A 26,329-nucleotide genomic window follows, 5' to 3' on the forward strand; every position below is an offset into this window, starting at 1 on the left:
GTCCCTGTAGGCTCTTACGCGGCATCCATGCCGCGTAAGGTCCCGCGACGGTGAGCGGGCAAGGACCAGTTGAGATGGTCGGTATGCATAGGGGAAGCGATGCATGACATGTGCTGGTCGGATCACTAAGCGTTCGATCAACCTCTGACCATTTTCCATTCGCAAGCCGAACAATACGCTTTCAAGAAAGCAGCCGACTAGCTGTCTGGCGCGGTGTCCTCGCCGGTTGCGGGACCCTTGGCGGCATGGATGCCGCCAAGGCGCCTCCATGGACGGATCCACGGCGTGTCCCGCGAACGGTGAGGGCACCGCGCACTCGACTCACTGAGCTTTTGATTCAATCAGGATCGCGCCTAAATGACGCGACGCAGTCTTCGCTTACGGAGTCACGGAGTTTCCGCAAGCGGCGAGGGCATCGCGCCCTCGACTTACATATTCGACGGGCGCGCCGTCGTCGTCTGTCGCATCAGGTGTAGGCGTGGCGTGCGTTGGCCTGCAAGGTGTTGAGTTGGTCCTGCTGTTCCAGGCGGAACACGGCCACTGCATCCACCAGTTGCGCGGCCTGGTCTTCCATCGCGCGTGCAGCCGCGGTGGCTTCTTCCACCAGCGCGGCGTTCTGCTGGGTGGTTTCGTCCATCTGGGTGACGGTCTGGTTGACCTGGGTGATGCCGGCGGCCTGCTCGCGCGAGGCGCTGGTGATCTCGCTCATGATGTCGGTGACGCGCTGCACCGAGCTGACTACCTGCTGCATGGTGCTGCCGGCTTCGGACGCCAGTGCGGCGCCGTTGCCGATGCGGGTGACCGAGTCCTGGATCAGGTGCTTGATCTCCTTGGCTGCGCCGGCCGAACGCTGTGCAAGCGTACGTACTTCCGAGGCGACCACGGCGAAGCCGCGGCCCTGTTCGCCGGCGCGTGCGGCTTCCACTGCCGCGTTCAAGGCCAGGATATTGGTCTGGAAGGCGATGCCGTCGATGACGCCGATGATCTCGGCGATCTTCTTGGACGAGGTGTCGATGTCGGCCATGGTGGTGACCACGCGGCCGACCACATCGCCGCCCTGGGCCGCCACGCCGGCGGCGTCCAGCACCAGGCGGTTTGCCTGGTCGGCGTTGTCGGCATTCTGCTTGACGGTGGCGGTGAGCTCTTCCATCGAGGCGGCGGTTTCTTCCAGGGCCGCAGCCTGCTGTTCGGTGCGACGCGACAGGTCGCCATTGCCGGTGGCGATCTCGGTGGCGGCCGAGTTGATCGCCAGCGAGGAGTCCTTGATCCGGCGCACGATGCCGGCCAGCTGATCGGCAGTGGCATTGGCATCGTCGCGGATGGTGGCGAACACGCCTTGCAGGTCGCCATCCATGCGCGCGGTCAGATCGCCCTGCGACAACGCAGAGAGCAGGGCGGACACGCGCGACAGCCCGTCCGCATTGTTGTCCAGCAGCGCGTTGAGTTGCTGGGCGAGCAGCAGCAGGAAGCCCTGCTTGCCTTCCAGGCCGACGCGCTCGCTCAGGTCGCCGGCAGCGGCGGCCTGCACGATACGTGCGACCTCCTGTTCCACCTGGACTTCCTGGGTGCGGTCGGCCCATTCGACCACAAAGCCCATGCGCTCGCCGGCCGCGCCCAGCACCGGGTTGACCACCAGCCGCATGGTGCGGCCACCCACATGGATCTGCGCGGTGTGGGTGCCGGTGAGCTGGTCGAGCATGCGTGCCTGGTGCTCGGGCTTGCGATGGAACTGGTCGATGCTGGCATTGATCAGCGCATCGGCATCGAAGTTGGGCAGGTCGCGGCGCAGTTCGTCCTGCACGCTCTTGAGCATGCGTTGCAGCGGGCGGTTGACGTAGATGATGCGGCGATGGGCATCGGCGATCATCACGTTGGTGCTGACATCGTCCAGAGCGGTGCGCACGCGCAGCGCTTCGCTGGCGATCAGCTGATCGCGTTGCAGCCGCGCGCGCAGGTCGTCGCGCATGGCGCGCGCGTTGAGCAGCAGGCGACCGAGTTCGTCTTGGCGGTCGATCTCGATCGGGTTGTCCAGGCGCCCGGCAGCCACATCGCCGAGCACGCGTTCCACCGCCAGCAGCGGGCGGGTGACCATCTTGCGCGCGGCGATGAAGACCACTGCGATGCACAGGCCCAGCACCACCAGCGAGAACAGCAGCATGCTGCCCATCAGCTCGTCCAGCGGGCCGTCGATGGCACTGCGCGGCTGGGTGCCGATCACCGCCCACTGCCACGGCGCGTAGCGCTGGGCGGTGACTTCGAAGGCCTGGGCGTTGCCCTGGGCATCGCGCAACTGCAGGCTGGCGCTGGGCTGCTTGCCGTCCAGCACCGACTGCAGCAGCGATTGCTGCTCGGCCGGCACCAGCGCCGCCAGCGTGGCCGGTGTGCCCGGCGGTGCGGCGATGACCTGGCCCTGGTGCTCGCCCGGCGCCATGTCGACGATGAGGAAATAACCGTCCTGGCCCAGCTTGGTGGTGCTGACCTGCGCCTTCAGCGCGGCCAGGCCCTGGGTGTAGTTGCGCCCGACGAACAGTGCGCCGATCACCTCGCCGGCGGCATTGCGCAGCGGCTGGTAATGGGTCATGTACTGCTCGCCGAACAGCTGCGCCTGGCCGGTGAAGGCCTTGCCTTGCGACAGTGCGGCGTAGGCCTTGCCCTTGCGGTCGAGCAGGGTGCCGATCACGCGCTCGTTCTGCTTGTTGCGCAGCGAGGTGGTGATGCGCACGAAGTCGTCACCGGTGCGCGCAAAGATCGTGGCGACCCCGCCGGCGGTCTGCGCGAAGCGATCCACGGCGTCGAAGTTGAGATTCAGTGCCTGCTTGCCGGCACGCAGCGACGGCGTCTGCTGCGCGCCGATGGCGACGGTGCTGGCGGTGTCGAGAGTGCGCTCGCCGCTGGGGAGCATGGTCTCGAACACGCTGCCCAGGCGCTGGGTGCCCTCGGTCAGGGTGACGTCGTACATCGCCACTGACTGCTGCATCAACCGGGTGCTGGAGCGCAGCTCGGCCTTGACCTGGGATTCGATGTCGTCGGCGGACTGGCGGTAGATGGTCAGGGCCAGCAGGCCGAGGGAGAGCGCGATCACCACGGTCAGCAGCGCGGACAGCCGGGTGCCGACGGACAGGCGGTTGAAGGAGTGCATGAGGAATCGACCTTGCCCGGGGGAGGGCGTTACGGATGCGTGAAGTCGATAGCGGCCGTTTATGCAATTAATTGATGGTTTGTGTCGAAATCCGCACAATTGTCCAGTTCGCTTTCCCGATTGGGCCGCTGCGGTGATGTAGTAATTGTTAATTCTTGATGAAGTATGACGCGTCGCCTGACGCCCGCCGGCGGATGTCGACAGATTCTCGGAACAAAAAAAGGGCCGCTTCCCTCGCCAGGAAGCGACCCTCAAGATTCGTCACCGAATCAAACTGCGCTCGAATGGTATTTCTGGAGACTGCGGGTGTGACGCGTTGCGGTGGGGCTCAGAACTCCTGCCAGTCGCTCGGATCGGCGGTGGCTGCCACCGTCGTCTTGCCGGTGTTGCTGCGGCGCGGGGCCGCGTTGCTGCCGGCACGGGCAGCCGGGCGGGCGGCAAAGCGTGCATTGACCGGCGCAGCGACCATCGACGCGGGCTGACGTGCGGCCGGGCCCTGCTCGACGATCTTGAACACGGCCACCGCCTCGGTGAGCTGCTGGGCCTGTTCTTCCATCGCGCGGGCGGCGGCGGTGGCTTCTTCCACCAGCGCGGCGTTTTGCTGGGTGGCTTCGTCCATGTGGGTGACGGTCTGGTTGACCTGCTCGATGCCGGCCGACTGTTCCTGCGAGGCGGCGGAGATCTCGCCCATGATGTTGGTGACACGTTGCACGCTGGCCACGATCTCGGCCATGGTCTTGCCGGCCTGGTCCACCAGCTGCGAACCGTCGGCCACCCGCTGCACGGAGTCGTCGATCAGGCTCTTGATCTCCTTGGCCGCCGCCGACGAACGCTGTGCCAGGGTGCGCACCTCGGAGGCGACCACCGCAAAGCCGCGGCCCTGGTCGCCGGCACGCGCCGCTTCCACGGCGGCATTCAAGGCCAGGATGTTGGTCTGGAACGAGATGCCGTCGATGACGCTGATGATGTCGGCAATGCGCTTGGACGAGGCCTCGATGCCGCTCATGGTGTCGACCACCTTGCTGACCACCTCGCCGCCCTGCGAGGCCACGCTGGCGGCGCCGATGGCGAGTTGATTGGCCTGGCGTGCGCTTTCGGCGTTCTGGCGCACGGTGGAGGTGAGTTCCTCCATCGAGGCGGCGGTTTCCTCCAGGTTGGCGGCCTGCTGTTCGGTGCGCTGCGACAGATCCTGGTTGCCGGCTGCGATCTCGCTGGCGGCGGCATTGATCGAGGTGGCCGAGTGCTGGATGTGCCCGACGATGCCGGACAACTGGGTCGCCGTGGCGTTGGCGTCGTCACGCATCTGTGCAAACACGCCCTTGAACTCGCCGTCCATGCGCGCGGTCAGGTCGCCCGCCGCAATCGCGCGCAGGATGCCCGACAGCGACTGCAGGCTGCCGTCGGCGGTGGCCATCAATTGGTTGAGGCTCTCGACCATGACGCGGAAATCGAACTGGAACTGCGCCGCATCGCCGCGTGCACCGAAGTTGCCGTCGGCAGCCGACTGGGCCAGCTGCTTGATCTGCTGATTCATCGAGGCCAGGTTGGTTTTCACCTGCGCCATGGTGTCGGTCAGCCTGGCCTTTTCGCCGGGCAGCGCGTCCATGTCCTCGCTGAGGTCGCCGATGGCGTAGCGGCCCATGATCTGCGCCAGACGCAGCGTTACCTGCACGTGGCTGTCGACCAGTGCGTTGGTATCGCCGGCCATGCGGCCATAGTCGCCCGGGAACGCGTCGGCATCCATGCGGAAGCTGATCTGGCCGTTGTCGTGGCGCTTGGCCATGTCCAGCTGCGCGGTGATCAGGTTGCGCACCTGCGACTGCATCTTGTCCATTGCCTGCAGCAGGCGGCCGGTTTCGTCGCTGGCCTCGCTGTGCACTTGGTTGTCGAGCCGGCCGTCGGCGATCGCCTCGGCGGCGCGGGTGGCGCGGTTCAACGGGCCGGTGAGGCTGCGGGTGATGGTCCAGGCCAGCAGGGCGCTCAGCAGCACCACGGCCAGGCCGCCGCCGATCAGCATGCTGCGGCCACGTGCCATGGCGTCATTGGCCTGCGTGTAGGCGACCTGGCTGCTCTTGCGTTGCGCTTCGGAGTAGGTGCGGATCGCATCCTGCCAGCGCTGGGTGGCTGGGGCGGCACGCTGGATCAGGATCGGCATGGCCTGGTCGACCTTGCCGGCTGTGCCCAGTTCGCGTACCTGCTGGTTGTGCGATAGCGCCTGTTCGCGCGCCAGATCCAGCGCATCGCGCATGCGCTGCCCTTGGGCATCGGTGGGGAAGGCATACAGCTTGTCACGCACTTCCTTGTAGCGAATCCGCTGCGCATCGATCGCATCACCGAACTGGCGATTCTGCTCGGCAGTGGTCGGCAGCACGATGTTGCGCAGGTTCAACGAGATGGTGGCATTGGCGTCCAGCATGTCGGTGGCGTACTGGATCATCGCCATGTTGCGGTTGACGATGGTGTCCAGGCGCTCACGCGCCTGGCTGAGCGTGTACAGGCCGGCGGCCACCAGCGCGCAGGACAGAAGGATCAACACGCCGAAGGCCAGGGAGAGGCGCTTGCCGACGTTGAAGCGGTGCAGAAAGGAATTCATGAAGTGATCCGAGCGAATGTGCAGTTAGGTGGACTGGCATGCGATGCAGTGCTGGAGCAGTGCGTCGCACGTCATGCCTTGTGTGATGCGTCGGTCAGATAACGGCGTTAGAACTGCTGTATTGAGGCAAGCCGGGCTGGCCGGTAAAGCCGGGTCTCAGGCACGTGACTGCCATGTGTACAAGGGGTAAGGAATTGGTGGGGGTGTGTCAGGAATTCCCCTAGAAAACACCTGTTGAACGTGGTTTTGGAGGCAACGCGAGAGAGTCCGGGGTGCACGATGTGAAGTGCGTTTTCACGCCGGACGCGGTGTATGCGGGCTTGCGGACAGTTGGCATGGCGCGCACAACGCAAAACGGCACCGCGTGTGCGGTGCCGTTGTGACCTTGCTGCGGATGCGGAACTGCACGGCCGCGTGCTCGAGCGTGGTGTCGAGCGTGTGTATCCCGCGCACCGTGCACGCCGGTTGCAACAACTGGCGTGCACTGCTGTCGATGTGCTGACAGCACCTGTTGGCGGTTTAGAACTCCTGCCAGTCGCCCACGTCGTTTGCCGTTGCCGATGCACCCGCGGTGCTGCGGCGCACGGGCGCGGCCATGCTGGCGCGGGCGATCGGGCGCGGTGTGCTGCGGGCATTGGCGGGCGCATTGGCAATGGCCGACAACTGGCGCGCCACCGGTGCGTGTTCGGCAACCTTGAACACGGCGACCGCTTCGGTGAGCTGCTGGGCCTGTTCTTCCATTGCCCGTGCGGCGGCGGTGGCTTCTTCCACCAGCGCGGCATTCTGCTGGGTGGTTTCGTCCATCTGGGTCACGGTCTGGTTGACCTGCTCGATGCCGGAGTACTGCTCCTGCGACGCAGAGGAAATCTCGCCCATGATGTTGGTGACGCGCTGCACGCTGGCAACGATTTCGGCCATGGTGGTGCCGGCCTGGTCGACCAGGGTGGCCCCCTGGGTGACCTTGTCGACCGAGTCGTCGATCAGGTACTTGATCTCCTTGGCCGCACCGGCCGAGCGCTGCGCCAGTGTGCGTACTTCGCTGGCGACCACTGCAAAGCCGCGCCCCTGTTCGCCGGCACGCGCCGCTTCCACCGCGGCATTCAAGGCCAGGATATTGGTCTGGAACGCGATGCCGTCGATCACGCTGATGATCTCGGCGATCTTCTTCGACGAGCTCTGGATGTCGGACATGGTGGTGACCACCTTGGCCACCACATCGCCGCCCTGCGACGCCACTGCGGCCGCGCCGATGGCGAGCTGGTTGGCCTGGCTGGCGTGTTCGGCATTCTGCTTGACGGTGGAGGTGAGCTCTTCCATCGAGGCGGCGGTTTCTTCCAGGTTGGCCGCCTGCTGTTCGGTGCGCTGCGACAGATCCTGGTTGCCGGAAGCGATTTCGCCCGAGGCCAGGCCGATCGCGTCGGCAGCGCTCTGGATGCGGCCCACGATGCCGGCCAGCTGTTCGGCGGTGGCGTTGGCGTCGTCGCGCATCTGTGCAAACACGCCCTGGTACTGGCCACTCATGCGTGCGGTGAGGTCGCCGGCGGCGATCGACTGCAGCAGGCCGGACAGCGACTGCAGGTTGCCGTCGGCGGTGGCCATCAAGGTGTTGAGGCTTTCCACCATGATGCGGAAGTCGAACTGGAACTGCTCGGCATTGCCACGCGCGGTGAAGTCGCCGTTGGCGGCGGCCTGTGCCAGCTGCTTGATCTCGGCGTTCATCGTCGACAGGTTCAATTTGACCTGATTCATTGCCGTGGTGATGGCGGCTTTTTCGCCCGGCAGCTGCGGCATGTCTTCGCTCAGGTCACCGATCGCATAGCGCTCCACCAGGTGGATGGTCTGCATCTTGACCTTGATGTGCGCGGCGACCAGCTCGTTGGTGTCCTTGGCCATGCGGCCGAAGTCGCCCGGGAAGGCGCCGGCATCCATGCGGAAGCTGATCTGACCATCATCGTGGCGCTTGGCCATGTCCAGCTGCGCGGTGATGAGGTTGCGCACCTGGCCCTGCATGCGATCCATGGCCTGCAACAGGCGGCCGGTTTCGTCGTTGGACTGCGTGCGTACGTCGTTGTCGAGATTGCCGTTGGCGATCGCTTCGGCGGCGCGGGTGGCCTGGGTCAACGGGCGCACCAGGCTGCGGGTGATCAGGAAGCCGAGCAGGGTACTGAACAGCACCACCGCCACGCCGCCGCCGATCAACAGCGCACGGCCGCGGGCCATTTCTGCCGTCGTGGCCACATAGGCTTCCTGGGTGCGCTGACGCTGCAGATCCGAATACTCCGTCAACGCATCCTGCCATTGCTGCGTGCCCGGTGCGGCCTTTTCCAGCAACAGCTTGAGTGCCTCATCAGCCTTGCCGGTCAGGCCCAGCTGCACGACGGTGTCCCTGGTCTCGCGGGCCTGCTCACTGGCAAGGTCGATCCGCTCGCGGATCTGGGTGGCCTGGGGCGAGGCCGAAAACGCATACAGCTTGCGGCGCGTGTCTTCGTAGCTCTTCAGCTGGTTCTTGATGATGGCGTAGAAGCGCAGATTGTCTTCTTGCGAGGTCGGCAACACGATGTTGCGCAACTGCACGGCGATGACCGAGGTGGCGTTGGTCATGTCCTGAGCGTACTGCATGATCGTGATGTTGCGGTTGACCACCGTGTCCATGCGATCGCGGGCCTGCGCCAATGTATGCAGGCCGGCGGCGACAAGTGCGCACGACAACAGGATCAGCGTGCCGAAGGCGAAGCTCAGGCGCTTGCCGACGTTGTACCGTTGAAGAAGAGCGATCATTTGGGGGTCTCAAGGCAGTGGGACAAGAAGGAACAAGACGCGTCGGGTTGGCGCGTGGGCGATGCGCAGTGACGGCGCAGCAGGCAGGCATCCAGCCGATCCATCGCCCGGGCCGTAGCGCGGCCCGGGCGATTGCAAGGCAGGTAGGCGTGCCGTTGTAGGTAACGGCCAGCGGCTATGGCACTGAACTGGTCAGCCCCGCCGCGTATGGGTGGCCGTCACCGAAGTGACGCGCATGTGCACAAACGGCCGAAAAATGCTGATGGGAGCGCTATCAACGCGCCTGCCCGCATCGGCGGATTCACATCTGTCTCACCCCATCGGGCGCGATGCGAGACGCCAGGCGCGAGCATGGCCGGGTGCAAGACGCCGGCGGATGTAGCGATCCACCCGGCGATGCGACCTTGTCGCACCCGCGCGTAGAAGCAGGGCTTTGCCTGCGCCAGGCATCGAACGTGCCCTGCGCCGTGTTGACGCGGCAGCGGTGATCTCATGCCGCTGCATTGGTTTGGATCAGATGCAGCGCGTTCTTACGGAACAGGGGCTGTCACGTTGCACGAGAGCCCCGTACGCCGGCCCGCAGGTGTGCGACAGACCGCGCGGCGCGCACACGCACATCCGCATGCGACCGCGTCACGCGGCGCGCACGAGCCTGGCTGGCCTGGCGAGGCCGTGCAGTTGGAACACCGACACCGCATCGCGCAGCTGCTGCGCCTGTGCTTCCATCGCACGCGCGGCGGCAGTGGCTTCTTCCACCAGCGCGGCGTTCTGCTGGGTGGACTGGTCCATCTGCGCGATGGTCTGGCCGACCTGTTCGATACCCTGCGACTGCTGCTGCGAGGCTTCGCTGATCTCGTGCATGATCTCGGTGACGCCGCGCACCGAATCGACGATGTCCTGCATGGTGCGGCCGGCCTGGCTGACCAGCACGTTGCCTTGCTCGACCCGGTTCACCGAATCGTCGATCAGCTGCTTGATCTCCTTGGCCGCGCCGGCCGAGCGCTGCGCCAGGGTACGTACCTCGGAGGCGACCACCGCAAAGCCGCGCCCCTGTTCGCCGGCGCGTGCAGCTTCCACCGCCGCATTCAAGGCCAGGATATTGGTCTGGAACGCGATGCCGTCGATGACCGAGATGATGTCGGCGATCTTGCGCGAGGCGGCCTGGATGCCGGCCATGGTGCCGACGACTTCGCCGACCACCGTGCCACCTTGCGCGGCCACCGCGGCGGCACCGACCACCAGCTGGTTGGCGCGCCGCGCATGCTCGGCGTTGTTGCGCACGGTGGAGGTGAGTTCCTCCATCGAGGCGGCGGTTTCTTCCAGGTTGGCGGCCTGCTGCTCGGTGCGCTGCGACAGGTCCTGGTTGCCGGCGGCAATCTCGCTGGCGGCATCGTTGATCGCGTCGGTGGACTGCTGGATGCGTCCGACGATATCGGCCAGTTGCACCACGGTGGCATTGGCATCGTCGCGCATCTGCGCGAATACGCCGTGGAAGTCGCCATGCATGCGGGTGGTGAGGTCGCCGGCGGCGATGGCCCGCAGCACGCTGGATAGCGCGCCCAGATTGCCATCGGCGGTGGCCATCAGCTGGTTGAGACTCTCCACCATGGCCAGGAAGTCGTGCTGGAAGCGCTGGGTATCGCCACGCACGCTGAAATCGCCGTTGGCCGCAGCCTGCGCCAGCAGCTTGATCTCGCTGTTCATCGCAGACAGGTTGCGCTTGACCGCGTCCATGGTGTCGCTGAACACGGCTTTTTCGCCGGGAAGGCGGTCCATGTCCTGGCTCAGGTCGCCGATGGCATAACGCGACATGATCTGGGCGAGTTTCATCTTCACCGCGATATGCGAGCCGACCAGCGCGTTGGTGTCGCGCACCATGGTGGCGTACGCGCCCGGGAAGGTCTCGGCGTCCATGCGATAACTGATCTGGCCGGCGTCGTGGCGCTGGGCCATCTCGCTCTGCGCGGCCAGCACCCGCTGCAGCTGCTCCTGCATCCGGCGCATGTTGTCGAGCAGCTGGCCGGTTTCATCGCGGCTGGGCGCGGCGATGCGCTCGCCGAGCTGGCCTTGCGCGATATTGGCGGCCACCACAGCGGCGCGGCGCACATTGCGGGTCAGCCGCGACAAGGTGTACCAGCCCAGCGCTGCGATCAGCACCGCCAGCAGCGTCAACCCGGCGATGGCCTGCCACATCGCGTTGCGGGCATCGGCCAGGTGGCGTTCGGACTGGCGCTGCAGGGCCTGCAGCGAGACGCTGCTGAGCGCCTGCATGGCTTGGCCGAGATTATCGAGCGCAGCGTTCCATTGGGTGTCGGCGTTGGCGTCGCTGCCGTCCAGCGCGGTGCCGAGCGCGGCCAGCGCCGCGGTTGCACGCGTGGTTTCGGTCCTGGCGGCATCGGCCAGGGCGGGGTCGGGTTGTTCCAGCAGGCCCATCGCCTTGTCCAGCTCATGCCGGAAGCGCGCATGGCTGCGCGCCAACTGGCCGAGCTGTTCGCGCAGCATGGCGCGGCTGTCGGCCGCCTGCGACGGATCGCTGGCCGCATCCAGGCGGGTCAGCGATTCGGTGGCATCGGGACTGTAGATCAGGGTGGCCACCACCAGGTGGTAGCTCTCGATATAGGGGGTATAGACCAGCTGGCTGTCGTCGCGCAAGGCGTCGAGCGCAGCAAACGCCTGCTCGCTGACCGCGGCGTAGCCGTCTGCCGCGGCGCTGGCGACGTGGCGCTGCTGCAGGCCCAGCAAGGCCTTCTGGCTGCGTTCGAAGCCCGGCATCGTGGCGGTGGTGGCCAGCAGGTGTTGCAGATCGCGATCGGCGCGCGCGGCCGCGGCTGCAGCGGCGTCACCGCTGTCGACGTGGGCGGCGTGCAGGTCGGTGATCAGGCCCAGCATCTGCCCAAGCGGCGCATAGCTGCGCAACTCGTTGCTGCTGATGGCCACACTTTCGTTGAGCTTGCCGCTGTACAGCAGTACCGGAATGACCAGGCCGGCCAAGGCCAGGATGCCGATGATGCCGAGTTTCTTGGCGATCGCCAGATCATCCCAGCGGCTGCTCCAGCGCTGGTGAGGGGGTGGGGCGGTCTGCGGCGACAGCACGGGCGAAGTGGTCATGGAAGATTCTCGTAGGCGTACGCAGCCTATCGGCCGATAACAGTTATGCCTTGAGCCGGTCGGCATCGATGCCGACCGGCTCCATTCAGACTGTTGTGCTCGCTTGGCTCAGAACTCCTGCCAGCTGGCGTCGTTGCTTGGCGCGGTGACCACGGGGCGCGGCTTGGACGCGGCGGTGCGTCCGGCCGCGACCACCTTGGCCTTCAGCGCGGGAGTCACCACCGGCCGCGCCGCAGCGGCGCGCACCGGCGCCAGGGCATAGCCGGCATCGGTCTTGAACACCGCCACCGCGTCGGTGAGCTGGGTGGCCTGGTCTTCCAGCGCACGTGCGGCGGCGGTGGCTTCTTCCACTAGCGCGGCGTTCTGCTGGGTAGTCTCGTCCATCTGGGTGACGGTCTGGTTGACCTGCTCGATGCCCGAGGATTGCTCCTGCGAGGCCGCGGAGATCTCGCCCATGATGTCGGTGACCCGCTGCACGCTGGACACGATCTCGCCCATGGTCTTGCCGGCGCTGTGCACCAGTACCGACCCTTCGGAGACACGCTGCACCGAGTCGTCGATCAGCCCCTTGATCTCCCTGGCGGCTGCGGACGAGCGCTGCGCCAGCGTGCGCACTTCCGAGGCGACCACGGCAAAGCCGCGGCCCTGCTCGCCGGCGCGGGCGGCTTCCACCGCCGCGTTCAAGGCCAGGATGTTGGTCTGGAACGAGATGCCGTCGATGACCGAGATGATGTCGGCGATCTTCTTGGACGAGGCTTCGATGCCGCTCATCGTCTCGACCACCTTGCTGACGATCTCGCCGCCCTGCGAGGCCACGCCGGCCGCGCCGATGGCGAGCTGGTTGGCCTGGCGCGCGCTCTCGGCGTTCTGCTTGACGGTGGAGGTGAGCTCTTCCATCGAGGCGGCGGTTTCTTCCAGGTTGGCGGCCTGCTGCTCGGTGCGCTGCGACAGATCCTGGTTACCGGCCGCGATCTCGCTGGCAGCGCCCTTGATCGACACCGCCGAGGCCTTGATGCCGCTGACGATTTCGGCCAGCTGCGTGGCGGTGGCATTGGCGTCGTCACGCATCTGCGCGAACACGCCGCGGAAGTCGCCGCTCATGCGTGCGGTGAGGTCGCCGGCGGCGATGGACTGCAGCAGGGTGGAGAGCGACTGCAGGTTGCCGTCGGCGGTGGACATCAGGTTGTTGAGGCTTTCCACCATCAGGCGGAAGTCGTACTGGAAGCGCTCGGCATCGCCGCGGGCGCTGAAGTCGCCGTTGGCCGCCGACAGTGCCAGATGCTTGATCTCGGTATTCATTGCACCGAGATTGACCTTGACCTGCGCCATGGTCTCGCTGAGCACGGCCTTTTCGCCGGGCAGTTTTTCCATATCCTCGGACAGGTCGCCGATCGCGTAGCGGCCCATGATCTGCGCCAGGCGCATCTTCACCGCGATGTGCGAGCCCACCAACGTGTTGGTGTCGTGCGCCATGCGGCCGTACTCGCCGGGGAAGGCAGCGGCATCGATGCGGAAGCTGATCTGGCCATCGTCGTGACGCTTGGCCATATCGGTCTGCGCGCTGAGCAGGTTGCGCAGCTGCAGCTGCATCTTGCTCATGGCCTTGAGCAGGCGGCCGGCTTCGTCATTGGCCTGCGTATTGACGTCGTTGTCCAGGTTGCCGCCGGCAATCGCTTCTGCGGCGCGGGTGGCGCGGCTCAACGGCTGGGTGAGGCTGCGGGTGATCAGCAGGCCCAGCGTAGCGCTCAGCAACACCACCAGCAGCGAACCACCGACCAGCAGCTTGCGCGAGCCGTCCATGGATTGCAGCGCTGCTGCCGAGGCTTCGCTGGCCAGCTTGTCTTGCAGTGTGATGTTTTCGCCAATCTTGTCCTGCCATTGCTGCATTGCAGGTGCCGCCTTGGTCAGCAGCAAGGGCAGTGCCTCGTCTCTGCGACCGGTCATCACCATATCCATGACTTTGTCGTTCAAGACTTTAACTTCGGCGCGGCGGGCATCGATCTCCGCGCGCAGGATCTTGCCTTTTTCGGACGGCGGCAATGCATACAATTCGTCGCGTGCCTTGGTGTAGTCGGCACGTGCAGACTGGATCTTCGCAATGAAGTCGCGATTTTCCGCATCGGTAGTGGGCAGCACCACATTGCGCAACTGCAGGCCGATAATGAAATTGGCATTGATCATGTCGTTGGACAGACGGATCTTTGTCATGTTCTCGTGCACCAGCTGGTCCACCAGCGAGCGGGCCGAACTCAGGCCGCGGTAGCCGATAAAGGCGATGACGCCAGACAACAGGATCAGCACGGCAAAGGCCGCCGCCAAGCGAGGGCCGACGTTGTAGCGTTGGAGAAGTGCAGTCATGACAGATCCTGGAAGGCGTTATGCGATTGAAGGGAAGCGACCGAGTAGCGCCGACCACATGCTGTATGCCGCGTCGCTATGCGCAGTAACGGCGCGCAATGCCTATTACTTAATACCTCCATATCAAAAATATATAAGTCGAGTCATGCTTGTGAAATCGACGTTGCGGAGTAAATCGCGGCGCGCTCCGAATTTAAGTCTTCCAGAGATACATAATGCCGGGCTCAAGTGCTGGTTTATTGATACACAAGTAAAATATTATTATCTATATGCGTTTATTCTTGCCTCATGGCTGAGACTGCTTCCGGAACATTGCGGCAATAAAAAAGCCGCGCTCCCGAAAGAGCGCGGCCTGGACTGCAGCGACTTGTATGTCGACGATCTGCGCGTTTAGAACTCCGCCCAATCCGACTCGTTGGACGGCGCTGCTGCAGCGGCAGTACGTGCGGTCGACCGTGCGGCAGCCGGCTTGGAGGCAGCCAGCGTGGACACCGATGACCTGGCAGCGGGCGTCTTGGCAGCAGGCGCAGTGCTGGCGGCCGGGCGCTTGGCGGTGATGTGGCGCACCACCGGGGTGGCGCGTGTCACTGCTTCCAGCTCGGCCGACAGCCGGAACAGCGCGACCGCTTCGGTGAGCTGCTGCGCCTGCTCTTCCATCGAGCGTGCGGCAGCGGTGGCTTCTTCCACCAGCGCGGCGTTCTGCTGGGTGGCTTCGTCCATGTGGGTGACGGTCTGGTTGACCTGCTCGATGCCGGCCGACTGCTCCTGGGAGGCGGCGGAAATCTCGCTCATGATGTCGGTCACGCGCTGCACCGAGGAGACGATCTCGCTCATGGTGGTGCCGGCCTGGTTCACCAGTGCCGAGCCTTCGGCCACCTTGCTGACCGAGTCGTCGATCAGGCTCTTGATTTCCTTGGCGGCGCCGGCCGAACGCTGCGCCAGCGTGCGCACTTCGCTGGCGACCACCGCAAAGCCGCGGCCCTGTTCACCGGCACGCGCCGCTTCCACCGCCGCATTCAAGGCCAGGATGTTGGTCTGGAAGGCGATACCGTCGATCACCGAGATGATCTCGGCGATCTTCTTGGACGAGGTCTGGATACCGGACATGGTGGTGACCACCTGGCCGACCACGCTGCCGCCATGCGAGGCGACATCGGCCGCCCCGATCGCCAGCTGGTTGGCCTGGCGTGCGTGCTCGGCATTCTGCTTGACGGTGGAGGTGAGCTCTTCCATCGAGGCAGCGGTTTCTTCCAGGTTGGCGGCCTGCTGTTCGGTGCGCTGCGACAGGTCCTGGTTGCCGGCGGCGATTTCGCCAGCGGCGGTGTTGATGGCCAGGGTGGAGTGCTTGATGCGCCCGACGATGTCGGTCAGGCGCTGGGTGGTGGCATTGGCATCGTCGCGCAGGCGCGCGAACACGCCGTGGAATTGCCCATCCATGCGTGCGGTCAGGTCGCCTTCGGCGACGGCGCCGAGCAGCTGCGACAGCTTGCCCAGGTTGCGGTCGCTGACCTCCATCATCGAGTTCAGGTCCGCCACCATCACTGCGAAGTCGTACTTGAAGCGCGCCGCGTCGCCGCGTGCGCTGAAATCGCCGGCCGCTGCGGCCTGCGCCAGCTGCTTGATCTCGGTGTTGATCGACAACAGGCTGGCCTTGGCCGCATCCATGGCCTCATGCAGGATGGCGCGACTGGCCGGCAGACGGCGTGCGTCCTGGGTCAAATCGCCCTGTGCGTACTGGTTGAGGATGCGCACCGCATCGGTGATGGCATCCAGATGCTCGAAGATCATCGTGTTGATGCCAGTGGCCAGGGTGCCGTACACGCCGGGGAAATCCTCCGGCATGCGGTGGGTGATGTCTTCGGCCGCGTGCAGGTGCGACATGCGCGCGGTTTCGTCGCTGAAGCGGCGCAGCATCTGCGTCATGCTGCCGGTGGCGTCGAGCATCTGGCCGATTTCGTCCTTGCTGGTCTTGCTGACCTGCACGCTCAGATCGCCACGCGAGACCGCCTTGATGGCGCCCAGCGCCTTGGACAGCGGGTTGGTGATGCTGCGTGCGATCAGCCAGCCGAAGGTCACCGACAGCGCCGCCATCAGCAGCGTGCCGATCAGCAACACCGCGCTGGTCAGCTTGAACGAGGCGTCGCTGGCCGCGACCATGTCGCTCAGGGCCTTGGATTGCTGTGCATACAGCTTGTCGACCGAGGCGAACAGTTCCTTGCGGATCTCGCCGGACTGCTTGCGCGAAAATTCCATCGCCGCAGCGCGGTCGGGTTCTGCATAGAGCTTGCGCAGCTGCTGGTTGGCGGCAAAGTAACGCGTGCTGGCATCGCTCAGCTTCGCGTATTCGGCCTGCAGCGGCGAGCCGGCGCCGATCTTGGCGTCCAGCAGCTTTTGCGTCTCGACGTACTTGGCCTGGATCTCGTCCATGCGCTTGAAGAACATCGCATAGCGTTCCGGATCGTCCAGATTGACGAACTGGCCCACTTCATAGACGCGGAATTCGCCGGCAAAGCCACGCAGCTCAGATAGACGGCTCAGCACCGGCACCACGTCCTGGTTGATCAGGGTGGTCTGCCGCTGCATCTGCTGCATGCGCGAAAAACCGAGCCCACCAAGCAGGGCGGTCAACACGGCACTCAGGCAAAAGGCAAACATCAGTTTGCGGCGGATCGGCCAATCGTTGAACTTGTTCATCAGTAACTCCGGGGCATTGCGCAGGAACGCTCTCCAGCACGCTAGCGGCTGCCCGGTATGATTCTTTATCTTTGAAGGATGAACGGTGCCGTGGCCGGCTCGCGGATGCCGCGATCAGGCCGCCGGCAACGCTGCCGTGGCGGGCAGGGCGGGCACGCCGGTGGCGCTGCAGCTACGCGGGTGCGGCCCAGGCGTGGGCCGCCTGCACGCGTGGCTCAGAAGTCCTGCCACTGCCCGTCGTTGCCGCTGGCAAGCACCGGCGTGGTTGCCGGCTTGCGTGCAGCCGCTGCGCCGGGGCTGCGCTTGGGCGCAGCCACTGCCGCTGTGGCGGCTGGCGCTGCCGCCATCGGTGCCGGCGCATCGGCAAGGGTGAATCGCGACACCGCCTGGGCCAGCTGGCCGGCCTGGTCTTCCATGGTGCGCGCGGCGGCGGTGGCTTCTTCCACCAGCGCAGCGTTCTGCTGGGTGGCCTCGTCCATCTGGGTGATGGTGAGGTTGACCTGCTCGATGCCGGCCGACTGCTCCTGCGAGGCGGCGGCGATCTCGCCCATGATGTCGGTGACACGCTGCACGCTGGCCACGATGTCGGCCATGGTGGTGCCGGCCTGCTGCACCAGCACCGAGCCTTCGGCGACCTTGCTCACCGAGTCGTCGATCAGGTGCTTGATTTCCTTGGCGGCACCGGCCGAGCGCTGCGCCAGCGTGCGTACTTCCGAGGCGACCACCGCAAAGCCGCGCCCCTGTTCGCCGGCACGCGCCGCTTCCACCGCTGCGTTCAAGGCCAGGATGTTGGTCTGGAAGGCGATGCCGTCGATGACGCTGATGATCTCGGCGATCTTCTTCGACGAGACCTCGATGCCGGACATGGTGGTGACCACCTTGGCCACCACCGCACCGCCTTGGGAGGCGACGCCGGCCGCGCCGATCACCAGCTGGTTGGCCTGGCGCGCGCTTTCGGCATTCTGCTTGACGGTGGAGGTCAGCTCCTCCATCGAGGCGGCGGTTTCTTCAAGATTGGCGGCCTGTTGTTCGGTGCGCTGAGACAGATCGTTGTTGCCGGCGGCGATCTCGCTGGAAGCGGTGTGGATGCTGCCGGCGGCCTGCTGGATGCGCCCGATCACCAGCGCCAGTTGCTCGGCGGTGGTGTTGGCGTCGTCGCGCATGCGGGCAAACACGCCGTGGAAATCGCCCTGCATGCGCGCGCTCAGGTCGCCATCGGCCAGTGCGCTGAGCAAGCGCGAGACCTCGGCGATGCTGACCGCGTTGGCATCGAGCAGTGCATTGAGCTGCTGCGCCAACTGCAGGAAGAAGCCTTGCTTGCCGGCGCTGTCGATGCGCCTGGACAGGTCGCCTGCTGCGGCGCTGCGCACCACATCGGCCACGTCGATTTCCACGCGCGCCTCGGCGGTGCGGTCGCGCCATTCGCAGACAAAGCCCAGGTGCGCACCGGCCGGGTCGCGGATCGCCGAGACATCCTGGGTGATGCATGCCGCACGGTACTGCACCTGGCGTTGCGCCGAATCCTGGCGATCCAGACGTTGATAGATCTCCGCATCCTGCGCATTGCCCACTTCCAGCATGGACACCGATTGGCCGATCAGGTTGCTGGAGCGGTCGAACGCCGGCGCGCAGGCATGGATGTCGTCGGCATAGGTCTGCAGCAAGGTCCGCAGCGCGGTGTTGGCGTAGATGATGGTCAGGTCCGGGTCGGCGATGTACATGCCGGTGGAGGCGTTGTCGAGCGCGGTGCGGATGCGCAGGTTTTCCGCAGCGATGCTGCGCTCGCGCTCCAGGCGTTCGCGCAGGTCGCGCTGCATGCGTGCCAGCGCGGCCATCAGGCTGCGTGCGTGGTGTGCGGCCACCGGAATGGGCTGGTCCAGGCGACCTTCGGCGATGTGTTGCGCAGCGCTCATGGCCAGCTGCGGCTCGCCGCCGAGCAGGCCGAACACCGAGCGCAGGATCCAGCCGGCGGCCAGTGCCAGGCAGACAAAGGCGAGTACCACCGCGCCGCCTTGCTGCCACATCACCCGGCGGCTGTCCTGCTCGGCCTTGAGCCGATTGGCCTTGTTCAAGGCCAGGATGCGCTCGCTGATCGCGCCCATGCGGGTTTCCAGCTGGGCGAACTTGGCGGTGAAGTCGGCGTAGGCCGCGCCGCTGTCGGCCTGCGTCTCGGCCAGGGTCATGACCTGGTCGGCCGCGCCGATATAGGCCTGCAATGCCGGTGCCGCCGCGTCCAGATCGCTGCGCAGTGCCGGGTCCAGCGGCAGTTTGCGGTTGGCCTGCAGCGCCTGACGAAATTCCGTGGCGTGTTCGCCCAGTGCGCTGCGTGCTTCTGCGATCGCGGCGGCGTCCTGGCGCGAGGCGGCCAGCAGGGCGGCTGTGACGTCGCCGCGCAGGGCGTCGTGCATCATGTCGGCCTGCATGTGGTTGCGCAGCGCATCGGAGGAGATGACCTGTGCGGCGATCGCGTCGAGCAGGCCGCGCTGGCCGTTGTAGCCGACGCCGCCCAGCGCGAGCAGCGCCAACGCTGCTACCAGCACCAGAATCCCCAGCATATGCATGATTTTCATTGTGCGGCCTGTTTCAGAAGCGGAAAGACAGACCCACGCCGAGCGCGTGATCCGGTGAGCGATCGTTGAGGCCGCGGCTGTACACCGCATCCAGTTGCACGTCGTTGCTCAGCAGCCAGGCCGAGCCGACGTCGAGCAATGCCACGGTGCCGCCGTCCTCGCTGTTGGCGACCTGCGGCAATGCCACTTCCACGAAGGAGCGCACGCGCTCGTTCCAGGCCTTGCCCAGTACCGCGCCGAAGATGCCGGCGGTGTAGCGGTTGCCTTGCCCATCGTCGTCCCACACCACGCCGGGCATCAGCCCGGCCGAGAGGCTGTCGCTGAGCTCCCATTCGGCCACCAGCCGCAACGATGGCCGTGCACCGTGCCCACGCAGGGCGCGGGCGCCGCTGGGCAGGTCCGCATGCAGCAGCCAGGCCAGCGAGGCCTTGCCGTCGTCGGACCCGGCAAGATGGTGCTTGACCCCGAGCGCCACATCGGACATGCCGCTCACCTTGGCCTCGCCGGGTGCGTCGATGCGCTGCCAACCGTCGGTTTCCAGCCGCAGTTCCCAGCTCTGGCCGAGGCCGTAGCGAAACAGCGTGGGCGTGGAATATCCGTCGACCGAGGCATCGCGCTCCCAGGCGACGCTGGTTTCCACCTGCAGCCGGCGGTCGCCGACGGTGAGGCTGGACTCGACGAAATCAGGACGGTCGGTGGCGATCGGATCTTCGGCGCGGGCATGGCCGACGACGCAACACAGCACAATACAGCTGGCAACAAGGCATGGCTTCATGGCAACCCCAGGAACGCGCGAATCTCCGGGCGCATGCGCGGGTCTGGCGACCGGGCACATGCGCTGCTGGACCGGCTGCTACGGTGGGGGCGCAGGCAGTCGATGTCTTCCTCGCTAACGGCAACGGCGGCTGAATCTTTAAGCGTGGCCGATAGCCGGAGCCGGGCAGGGGAACGCGGTCGAGTGTCAGGTCCGCGATAGGACGATGTGGGTGTGCTTCATCCTGTGTCGGCAGCTGCGCGCGTGCGCAGCTGCCGGCACCGCACTCAAAAATCCTGCCACTGCCTGTCGTTGCCGGCGACACTGCCGGGCGACTTGCGGGTGGGGGGACGCGGCGTTACCGCCGCACGTTTCTTGTCGGTCGGCGCCCGTGTGGATGGCGCAACCGCGCTGACCACCGGTCTGGCGGCAGGGGCAATCGCCGCCGGCCTGCCGGCATGGCTGAGCTTGAACACCGCCACCGCCTCGGTCAGCTGGCCGGCCTGTTCTTCCATCGCGCGTGCAGCGGCAGTGGCTTCTTCCACCAATGCCGCGTTTTGCTGGGTGGCCTCGTCCATCTGGGTCACGGTCAGGTTGACCTGCTCGATGCCGCTGGATTGCTCCTGCGAGGCGGCGGAGATCTCGCCCATGATGTCGGTGACGCGCTGCACGCTGGCGACGATCTCGGCCATGGTGGTGCCGGCCTGCTGCACCAGCGACGAGCCCTGCGCCACCTTGCCGACCGAATCGTCGATCAGGTGCTTGATCTCCTTGGCCGCGCCGGCCGAGCGCTGCGCCAAGGTGCGCACTTCGCTGGCGACCACGGCGAAGCCGCGGCCCTGTTCGCCGGCACGCGCCGCTTCCACCGCCGCATTCAAGGCCAGGATATTGGTCTGGAACGCGATGCCGTCGATGACCGAGATGATCTCGGCGATCTTCTTCGACGAGACCTCGATGCCGGACATGGTGGTGACCACCTGCGCCACCACCGCGCCGCCATGCGAGGCGACATCGGCCGCGCCGATTGCCAGCTGGTTGGCCTGGCGTGCGTGCTCGGCGTTCTGCTTGACGGTGGAGGTCAGCTCTTCCATCGAGGCGGCGGTTTCTTCCAGGTTGGCGGCCTGTTGTTCGGTGCGTTGCGACAGGTCGCTGTTGCCTGCGGCGATCTCGCTGGCGGCCGCGTTGATCTGCGTGGCCGAGGTCTGGATGCCCGAGACGATGCCGGTGAGTTGCGCCACGGTGGCATTGGCATCGTCGCGCATGCGTGCGAAGACGCCCTGGAACTGCCCGTCCATGCGCACGGTGAGGTCGCCCTCGGCCAGCGCGCTGAGCAGGCGGGAGATGCGCTCGAGGCCTTGCGAGGTGGTTTCCAGCAAGCCGTTGAGCTGACGGCCGAATTCCAGATAGAAGCCGCGCTTGTCGTCCAGCGCAAGACGCTGGCCGAAGTCGCCCATCAGGGCCGACTGCACCAGCGCGGCGACCTCTGCCTGCGTGCTGACTTCGGCACTGACATTGCGCCACAGCAGCATGCTGCCGCTGCGATGGCCGTCGGCGGCGTAGAGCGGGGTCATGGTCAGATCCAGCGTCACCGGGCCGAAGGTGTAGCGCTCCAGCGTGGTGGACTGCAGTTGCTGCAGGCGCTGCAAGCGCGCCTTGCCCTCGGCATCGGTGCCGAACACGTAGTCCAGCGGTTTGCCGACCACCGCATCGGCGCTGAAGCCCTGCTGGCCCTTGGCATGAAATGCCGCTTCGCCGCATTTGAACGAGGTGTGCAGTGCCTCGGTGATGAACACGGCAGTGTGCTGCTCGTCGGCCAGCAGCACTTCCATTTCCGAATGTTCCAGCGCGGTGCGGATGCGCAGGTTTTCGTTGGCGATCTGTGCGTCGCGTTCAATGCGCTGGCGCAGGTCGGTCTGCATGCGCTGCATGGCGCCCATCAGGCGGCCCACTTCGTCCTGGCGCTGCGCGGCAATCTGGTTGTCCAGCTTGCCGGAGGCAATCGCACCGGCCACCTTGGCCGCGGCGTCCAGCGGACCCACCACCTGCCGCCGCAACAGTACGAACAGCGCCAGGCTGAGCACCAGCGCCGAGCCCAGGCCGACCGCCAGAATGGTCCACAATAGGCGATGTGCCTGCTGCATGATCGCCGCATACGGCACCACCACGCCCAGCGCAAAACGCTCCTGCGCCTGGCCGATCTGCAACGGCACATAGGCGCTGACCGTGCCGGCGGCATCCGGCGTGAAGTCCAGATAGTCCTTGCCGGCCCTGGTGGCCGCCAGCATCGCGCGATAGTCGGCGCCGTCGGCCGGCTTGCCGATCCGCGCAGCGTCGCGCGAGGCCAGAATCACCCCGGCGGGCGAGATCAGTTCGACATAGCCGTCGTCCATCGGACGCAAGGCACTCAGGCGCTTCTGCAACGCGGCCAGGGCAAAATCCACCGATACCACGCCCACATACTTGCCCTGATCCAGGATGGGCGTGGACAAGGTGGTCATCAGCACCGGCTTGCCGCCGATCTGGTAATCGTAGGGGCCGGCCACGATCTGCCGGCCCAGCTCGCGCGGTTTCAGGTTCCAGTCGCCGTCGCCGGGTTTTTCGTAACCGACCAGGGGTTCGCGGATCAGCGATTGCCCGTTGTAGGCCCAGTAGGTCATGAAACGGCCGGTGTTGTCGTGACCCTCGGCATCGACATAGTCGCTGTCCTTGCCGTCGAAGGCCTGCGGCTCCCACAACGTGCCCATGCCCACCCATTCGGGATGGTTCTGCAACTGGTCGTGCACGATCGCCGACGCCGCCTCGCGGCTCACCCCGCCATGCGCACGCTGCGCCAGCAGGGCGCTGGCGACCGACTGGCCGGTGGTGAACGCCTGTCCCAGCTCGCTGCCGATCTGTTCGGCCTGATAGCGCGCCGCGTTCTGCATCGTGGTCTGGGCCGAGGCGATCAGTGCGCGACTGCTTTGCCAGTAGCTGATCGCTGCGGTCAGGCCGAAGCACAGCAACGCAGCAACGGCGGTGCCGAGCATCAGGCGATACGCAAGACTGCCGCCGGAGCGGGGTTGCGTGGGGGACGAGGGCATGGGCGTGGCTTCGAAGTGAGGGAGGGAGTGCGGGAACGATCTGGCAGTCATCAGCTGGCGACGCGCAAGGCCTCCGCGCGCGCGGCACCGCGGCCGCTGCCGCGCTGCGCCGACGAGGCAGCGCTCACGCGGAAGCTGGACACCGCCTCGTCAAGCTGCTGCGCCTGCTGCTGCATGGCGTTGGCGGCGGCGGTGGCTTCTTCCACCAGCGCGGCGTTCTGCTGGGTGCTCTCGTCCATCTGGGTGACGGTGAGGTTGACCTGCTCGATGCCGGCCGATTGTTCCTGTGAGGCGGCGGAGATCTCGCTCATGATGTCGGTCACGCGCTGCACCGAGGACACGATGTCGGCCATGGTCTTGCCGGCCTGATCCACCAGCGCCGAGCCCTGCGCCACCTTGCCGACCGAGTCGTCGATCAGGTGCTTGATCTCCTTGGCCGCGCCGGCCGAACGCTGTGCCAGCGTGCGCACTTCGCTGGCGACCACCGCAAAGCCGCGGCCCTGTTCGCCGGCACGCGCCGCTTCCACCGCTGCGTTCAAGGCCAGGATGTTGGTCTGGAAGGCGATGCCGTCGATGACCGAGATGATCTCGGCGATCTTCCTGGACGAGGTCTGGATGCCGGACATGGTGTCCACCACCTGGCTGACCACCTGGCCGCCCTGCGAGGCCACCGAGGCGGCACCGATCGCCAGCTGGTTGGCCTGGCGCGCGTGCTCGGCGTTCTGCTTGACGGTGGCGGTGAGCTCCTCCATCGAGGCGGCGGTTTCTTCCAGGTTGGCGGCCTGCTGCTCGGTACGCTGCGACAAGTCGTTGTTGCCGGCGGCGATCTCGCCGGCCGACCCGGTGATGGCACCGGCGGCCTGCTGGATGCGCCCGACGATGCCGGCCAGCTGCGTGGCCGTGGTGTTGGCGTCATCGCGCATGCGTGCGAACACGCCGTGGAACTGACCATCCATGCGCGCGGTGAGGTCGCCTTCGGCCAGCGCGGCCAGCAGCTCGGACAGCTTGCCCAGGTTGCGGTCGCTGACTTCCATCATCGCGTTGAGGTCGTTGATCATGCGCGCCGAGTCGTGCCTGAAGCGCGTGGCATCGCCGCGCTGGCTGAAGTCGCCATTGGCCGCGGCCTGGGCCAGGCGCTTGATCTCGGTGTTGATCGCCAGCAGGCTGGCCTTGGCCGCATCCATCGCTTCGTGCAGCACCGCGCGCGTGCCCGGCAGGCGCGCGGCGTCGCGCGACAGGTCGCCTTGCGCGTACTCGTTGAGGATGCCGATCGCATCGATGATGGCGTCCAGGTGTTCGAAGATCATCGTATTGATGCCGCCGGCCAGTTCGCCGTAGACACCGGGGAAATCGGTGGGCATGCGGTGGCCGACGTCTTCGCCGGCGTGCATGTGCACCATCACCTTGGTCTGCGCGGAGAAGCGCTCCAGCGTGTGCACCATGTCGTCGGTGGCCTTGAGCATCTGTCCGATTTCATCGCTGCCGTGCTGTGCGGTGCGCACGCTCAGGTCGCCACGCGCCACGCCCTTGATGGCGGCGAGCGCACGCGAGACCGGCTCCAGGATCGAATTGCCGATCAGCCAGCCCACCAGCAGGTTGAGCAGCACCAGCACGCCGCCGGCCAGGGTGACGACGCCGGTGAAGGCCAGCGCCTGCGACTGGGTGTCGTCCAGATACACGCCGGTGCCGATCACCCAGCCCCACGGCTTGTACAGCGCGGCGTACGAGGTCTTCTGCACCGGCTCTTTTTCACCCGGCTTGGCCCAGGCGTAATCGACGTAGCCGCCGCCGGCCTGCGCCGCAGCGACGAAGGCCGGGAAAATCCGTTTGCCGTCCGGGCTCAGCACATCGTTGAGCGGCTTGCCGTTGAGATCCGGGCGGATGGGGTGCATCAGCATCACCGGCGTCTGGTCGGTGACGTAGATGTAATCCACGCCGCCACGTGCGCGCATGGTGGACAAGGTATGCAGCGCGGCTTTCTTGGCACTGTCCACATCCATCTCGCCCTTCTCGGCGCGCTCGGCGTAGCCATTGACCACCGCAATCGCCATCTCGATCTGGCTCTTGAGCCCGTCGCGGCGCGTATCGGTGAGATCCACGTATTGCATGCGGGCGGCGATCACTGCCAGCGCGATGATGCCCAGCGCCACCAGTGCGGTCTGCGCCAGAAACTTGCGCTTCAGCGGAACGTTGGCCAGCGTGTTTGCAATCGTGGTCTTGAAGGTCATGGCAGGTATCCAGCAAAGGAATGTGACCGGGATAAGTCGAATAGCGACCTGATCCCCAAAAGGTTGAGTGCCGCGCGATAGCCGGTCTGATGGCGGTTTTTCAGCGTGTTTGCGGCTGTAGCCGCACGCCGAGCGCGCCTGAGCCGGTTGCCGGCGCTGCGCGGCGGCAGCGCGCAACCGTGCGGGCAGGGCAGGCGGCATTGGGATCAGTCGGGGCAGGGCGCACGCTTACCTGCACGGCAGGCCGCGTGGTTTGGCGCAGCGGGCTGGCTAACCGGGAATGCTGCAACGCCGCTGCGACCGCTGAGGTCGCAGTGCGGACAATGCTCAGTTGCGTTGCGTGGTGCGCACGCTGGCGACCGATTGTTGCAGGGCCTGCAGTTCGGTCCACAGCACATGGCGCGTGTCGCCGGCATGGCCCAGCGACAGGGCCTGCGCGTATTGCAGGTCGCCCTCGTGCAGGGCGCGGTTGGCCTGCCGATGCTGCGCCAGGTAGTGGCCCAACTGCTGCTGCACCAGCGCAAACTGGCGCGCCTGCTCGCCCTGCGGCGCGCTGGCCTGGAAGTAGCCCGCATGTCGTGCAATGCGTTGACGCAGCTGACCCAGGCGCTCGTCGTAGGCCTCGATGCGGGCGGGATCGTGCGCGGCGGCAAGCTGCGCACGCTGGTCGTCGCGCAACTGCACCAGGTCGATGGCGAGCGACTGCAACGCGCTCATCGGGATGTTGTCCAGCAGGACCGAAACCGGCGCGGCCGGCGCTGCGAAGGAGGGCGGTAACCAGACGCTGGCAGCCAGCAGCGCGACGGCGAACACCGAGCCCAGCGTGTGGCGGGCAGAGCGGGGTGAGTTGACGGTAGGCATGCGGACTTCCTTGGACGTAGCGCGGGCCAGACAGCCCCCATTGCTCCTGGTATCGGCCGCCGAAGCTTGTGCTTGATCACCTTTCGACCAACGGCAGCATTGCCAGGCGATCGCAGGGATGGTGTGGTGCGTCTGTGAGTCGCTGCCGGATGGCAAGACGCCCCGA

Annotated in this window: 12 protein-coding genes; 1 reads left to right on the top strand and 11 read right to left on the bottom strand. The window is 66.0% G+C overall.

Annotated features, from left to right (window positions below; genetic code table 11):
* Positions 1-466: 466 nt before the first annotated feature.
* From DYQ94_RS13130 to DYQ94_RS13150, 5 genes are all read right to left on the bottom strand, one after another.
* Positions 467-3,139 (bottom strand): methyl-accepting chemotaxis protein, encoded by a 2,673-nt coding sequence (locus DYQ94_RS13130; RefSeq protein ID WP_126966334.1) that lies wholly within the window; start codon positions 3,137-3,139, stop codon positions 467-469.
* A 328-nt stretch (positions 3,140-3,467) separates the two neighbouring features.
* Positions 3,468-5,732 (bottom strand): methyl-accepting chemotaxis protein, encoded by a 2,265-nt coding sequence (locus tag DYQ94_RS13135; RefSeq protein WP_104608483.1) that lies wholly within the window; start codon positions 5,730-5,732, stop codon positions 3,468-3,470.
* Between the two features lie 519 nt (positions 5,733-6,251).
* Positions 6,252-8,510 carry a methyl-accepting chemotaxis protein gene (locus DYQ94_RS13140; protein ID WP_126966333.1) on the bottom strand — a complete coding sequence of 753 codons (2,259 nt, stop codon included), beginning with the start codon at positions 8,508-8,510 and terminating at the stop codon, positions 6,252-6,254.
* A gap of 633 nt (positions 8,511-9,143) precedes the next feature.
* Positions 9,144-11,618, bottom strand: a complete 2,475-nt coding sequence (locus DYQ94_RS13145) for a methyl-accepting chemotaxis protein (protein WP_126966332.1) — start codon at positions 11,616-11,618, stop codon at positions 9,144-9,146.
* A 108-nt stretch (positions 11,619-11,726) separates the two neighbouring features.
* Positions 11,727-13,976, bottom strand: a complete 2,250-nt coding sequence (locus tag DYQ94_RS13150; protein ID WP_104645666.1) for a methyl-accepting chemotaxis protein — start codon at positions 13,974-13,976, stop codon at positions 11,727-11,729.
* Between DYQ94_RS13150 and DYQ94_RS13155 the strand changes: the two genes are divergently transcribed.
* Positions 13,975-14,370, top strand: coding sequence for a hypothetical protein (locus DYQ94_RS13155; RefSeq protein WP_126966331.1), 396 nt, complete (start codon positions 13,975-13,977; stop codon positions 14,368-14,370). The two genes, DYQ94_RS13150 and DYQ94_RS13155, sit on opposite strands and share 2 nt — an antisense overlap.
* On the opposite strand, the gene DYQ94_RS13160 is transcribed toward DYQ94_RS13155, so the two are convergent.
* The 6 genes from DYQ94_RS13160 to DYQ94_RS13185 form a co-directional block, all read right to left on the bottom strand.
* Positions 14,367-16,670, bottom strand: coding sequence for a methyl-accepting chemotaxis protein (locus DYQ94_RS13160; protein ID WP_126966330.1), 2,304 nt, complete (start codon positions 16,668-16,670; stop codon positions 14,367-14,369). The two genes, DYQ94_RS13155 and DYQ94_RS13160, sit on opposite strands and share 4 nt — an antisense overlap.
* 215 nt (positions 16,671-16,885) lie before the next feature.
* On the bottom strand, positions 16,886-19,240 hold the full coding sequence (locus DYQ94_RS13165; protein ID WP_126966329.1) for a methyl-accepting chemotaxis protein: 2,355 nt from the start codon (positions 19,238-19,240) through the stop codon (positions 16,886-16,888).
* 13 nt (positions 19,241-19,253) lie between these two features.
* Positions 19,254-20,015 carry a transporter gene (locus DYQ94_RS13170; RefSeq protein WP_126966328.1) on the bottom strand — a complete coding sequence of 254 codons (762 nt, stop codon included), beginning with the start codon at positions 20,013-20,015 and terminating at the stop codon, positions 19,254-19,256.
* A 266-nt stretch (positions 20,016-20,281) separates the two neighbouring features.
* Complete coding sequence (locus DYQ94_RS13175) at positions 20,282-23,074, bottom strand: methyl-accepting chemotaxis protein (RefSeq protein WP_160955194.1); 2,793 nt, start codon at positions 23,072-23,074, stop codon at positions 20,282-20,284.
* Between the two features lie 50 nt (positions 23,075-23,124).
* A complete protein-coding gene (locus DYQ94_RS13180; RefSeq protein WP_065032229.1) occupies positions 23,125-25,302 on the bottom strand; it encodes a methyl-accepting chemotaxis protein in 2,178 nt (725 codons plus the stop codon).
* Between the two features lie 327 nt (positions 25,303-25,629).
* Entirely contained in the window at positions 25,630-26,163 is a 534-nt protein-coding gene (locus DYQ94_RS13185) for a hypothetical protein (protein ID WP_126966327.1), read from the bottom strand.
* Between the last annotated feature and the right edge of the window lie 166 nt (positions 26,164-26,329).

The organism is Xanthomonas sp. LMG 8993, from assembly GCF_009835065.2.
Lineage (GTDB): Bacteria > Pseudomonadota > Gammaproteobacteria > Xanthomonadales > Xanthomonadaceae > Xanthomonas > Xanthomonas arboricola.

Coding starts and splice junctions, on each gene's coding strand:
- DYQ94_RS13165 (WP_126966329.1), bottom strand. CDS start 19,240: ATGAAAATCATGCATATGCTGGGGATTCTGGTGCTGGTAGCAGCGTTG.
- DYQ94_RS13185 (WP_126966327.1), bottom strand. CDS start 26,163: ATGCCTACCGTCAACTCACCCCGCTCTGCCCGCCACACGCTGGGCTCG.
- DYQ94_RS13150 (WP_104645666.1), bottom strand. CDS start 13,976: ATGACTGCACTTCTCCAACGCTACAACGTCGGCCCTCGCTTGGCGGCG.
- DYQ94_RS13155 (WP_126966331.1), top strand. CDS start 13,975: ATGACAGATCCTGGAAGGCGTTATGCGATTGAAGGGAAGCGACCGAGT.
- DYQ94_RS13130 (WP_126966334.1), bottom strand. CDS start 3,139: ATGCACTCCTTCAACCGCCTGTCCGTCGGCACCCGGCTGTCCGCGCTG.
- DYQ94_RS13140 (WP_126966333.1), bottom strand. CDS start 8,510: ATGATCGCTCTTCTTCAACGGTACAACGTCGGCAAGCGCCTGAGCTTC.
- DYQ94_RS13160 (WP_126966330.1), bottom strand. CDS start 16,670: ATGAACAAGTTCAACGATTGGCCGATCCGCCGCAAACTGATGTTTGCC.
- DYQ94_RS13135 (WP_104608483.1), bottom strand. CDS start 5,732: ATGAATTCCTTTCTGCACCGCTTCAACGTCGGCAAGCGCCTCTCCCTG.
- DYQ94_RS13170 (WP_126966328.1), bottom strand. CDS start 20,015: ATGAAGCCATGCCTTGTTGCCAGCTGTATTGTGCTGTGTTGCGTCGTC.
- DYQ94_RS13175 (WP_160955194.1), bottom strand. CDS start 23,074: ATGCCCTCGTCCCCCACGCAACCCCGCTCCGGCGGCAGTCTTGCGTAT.
- DYQ94_RS13145 (WP_126966332.1), bottom strand. CDS start 11,618: ATGACCACTTCGCCCGTGCTGTCGCCGCAGACCGCCCCACCCCCTCAC.
- DYQ94_RS13180 (WP_065032229.1), bottom strand. CDS start 25,302: ATGACCTTCAAGACCACGATTGCAAACACGCTGGCCAACGTTCCGCTG.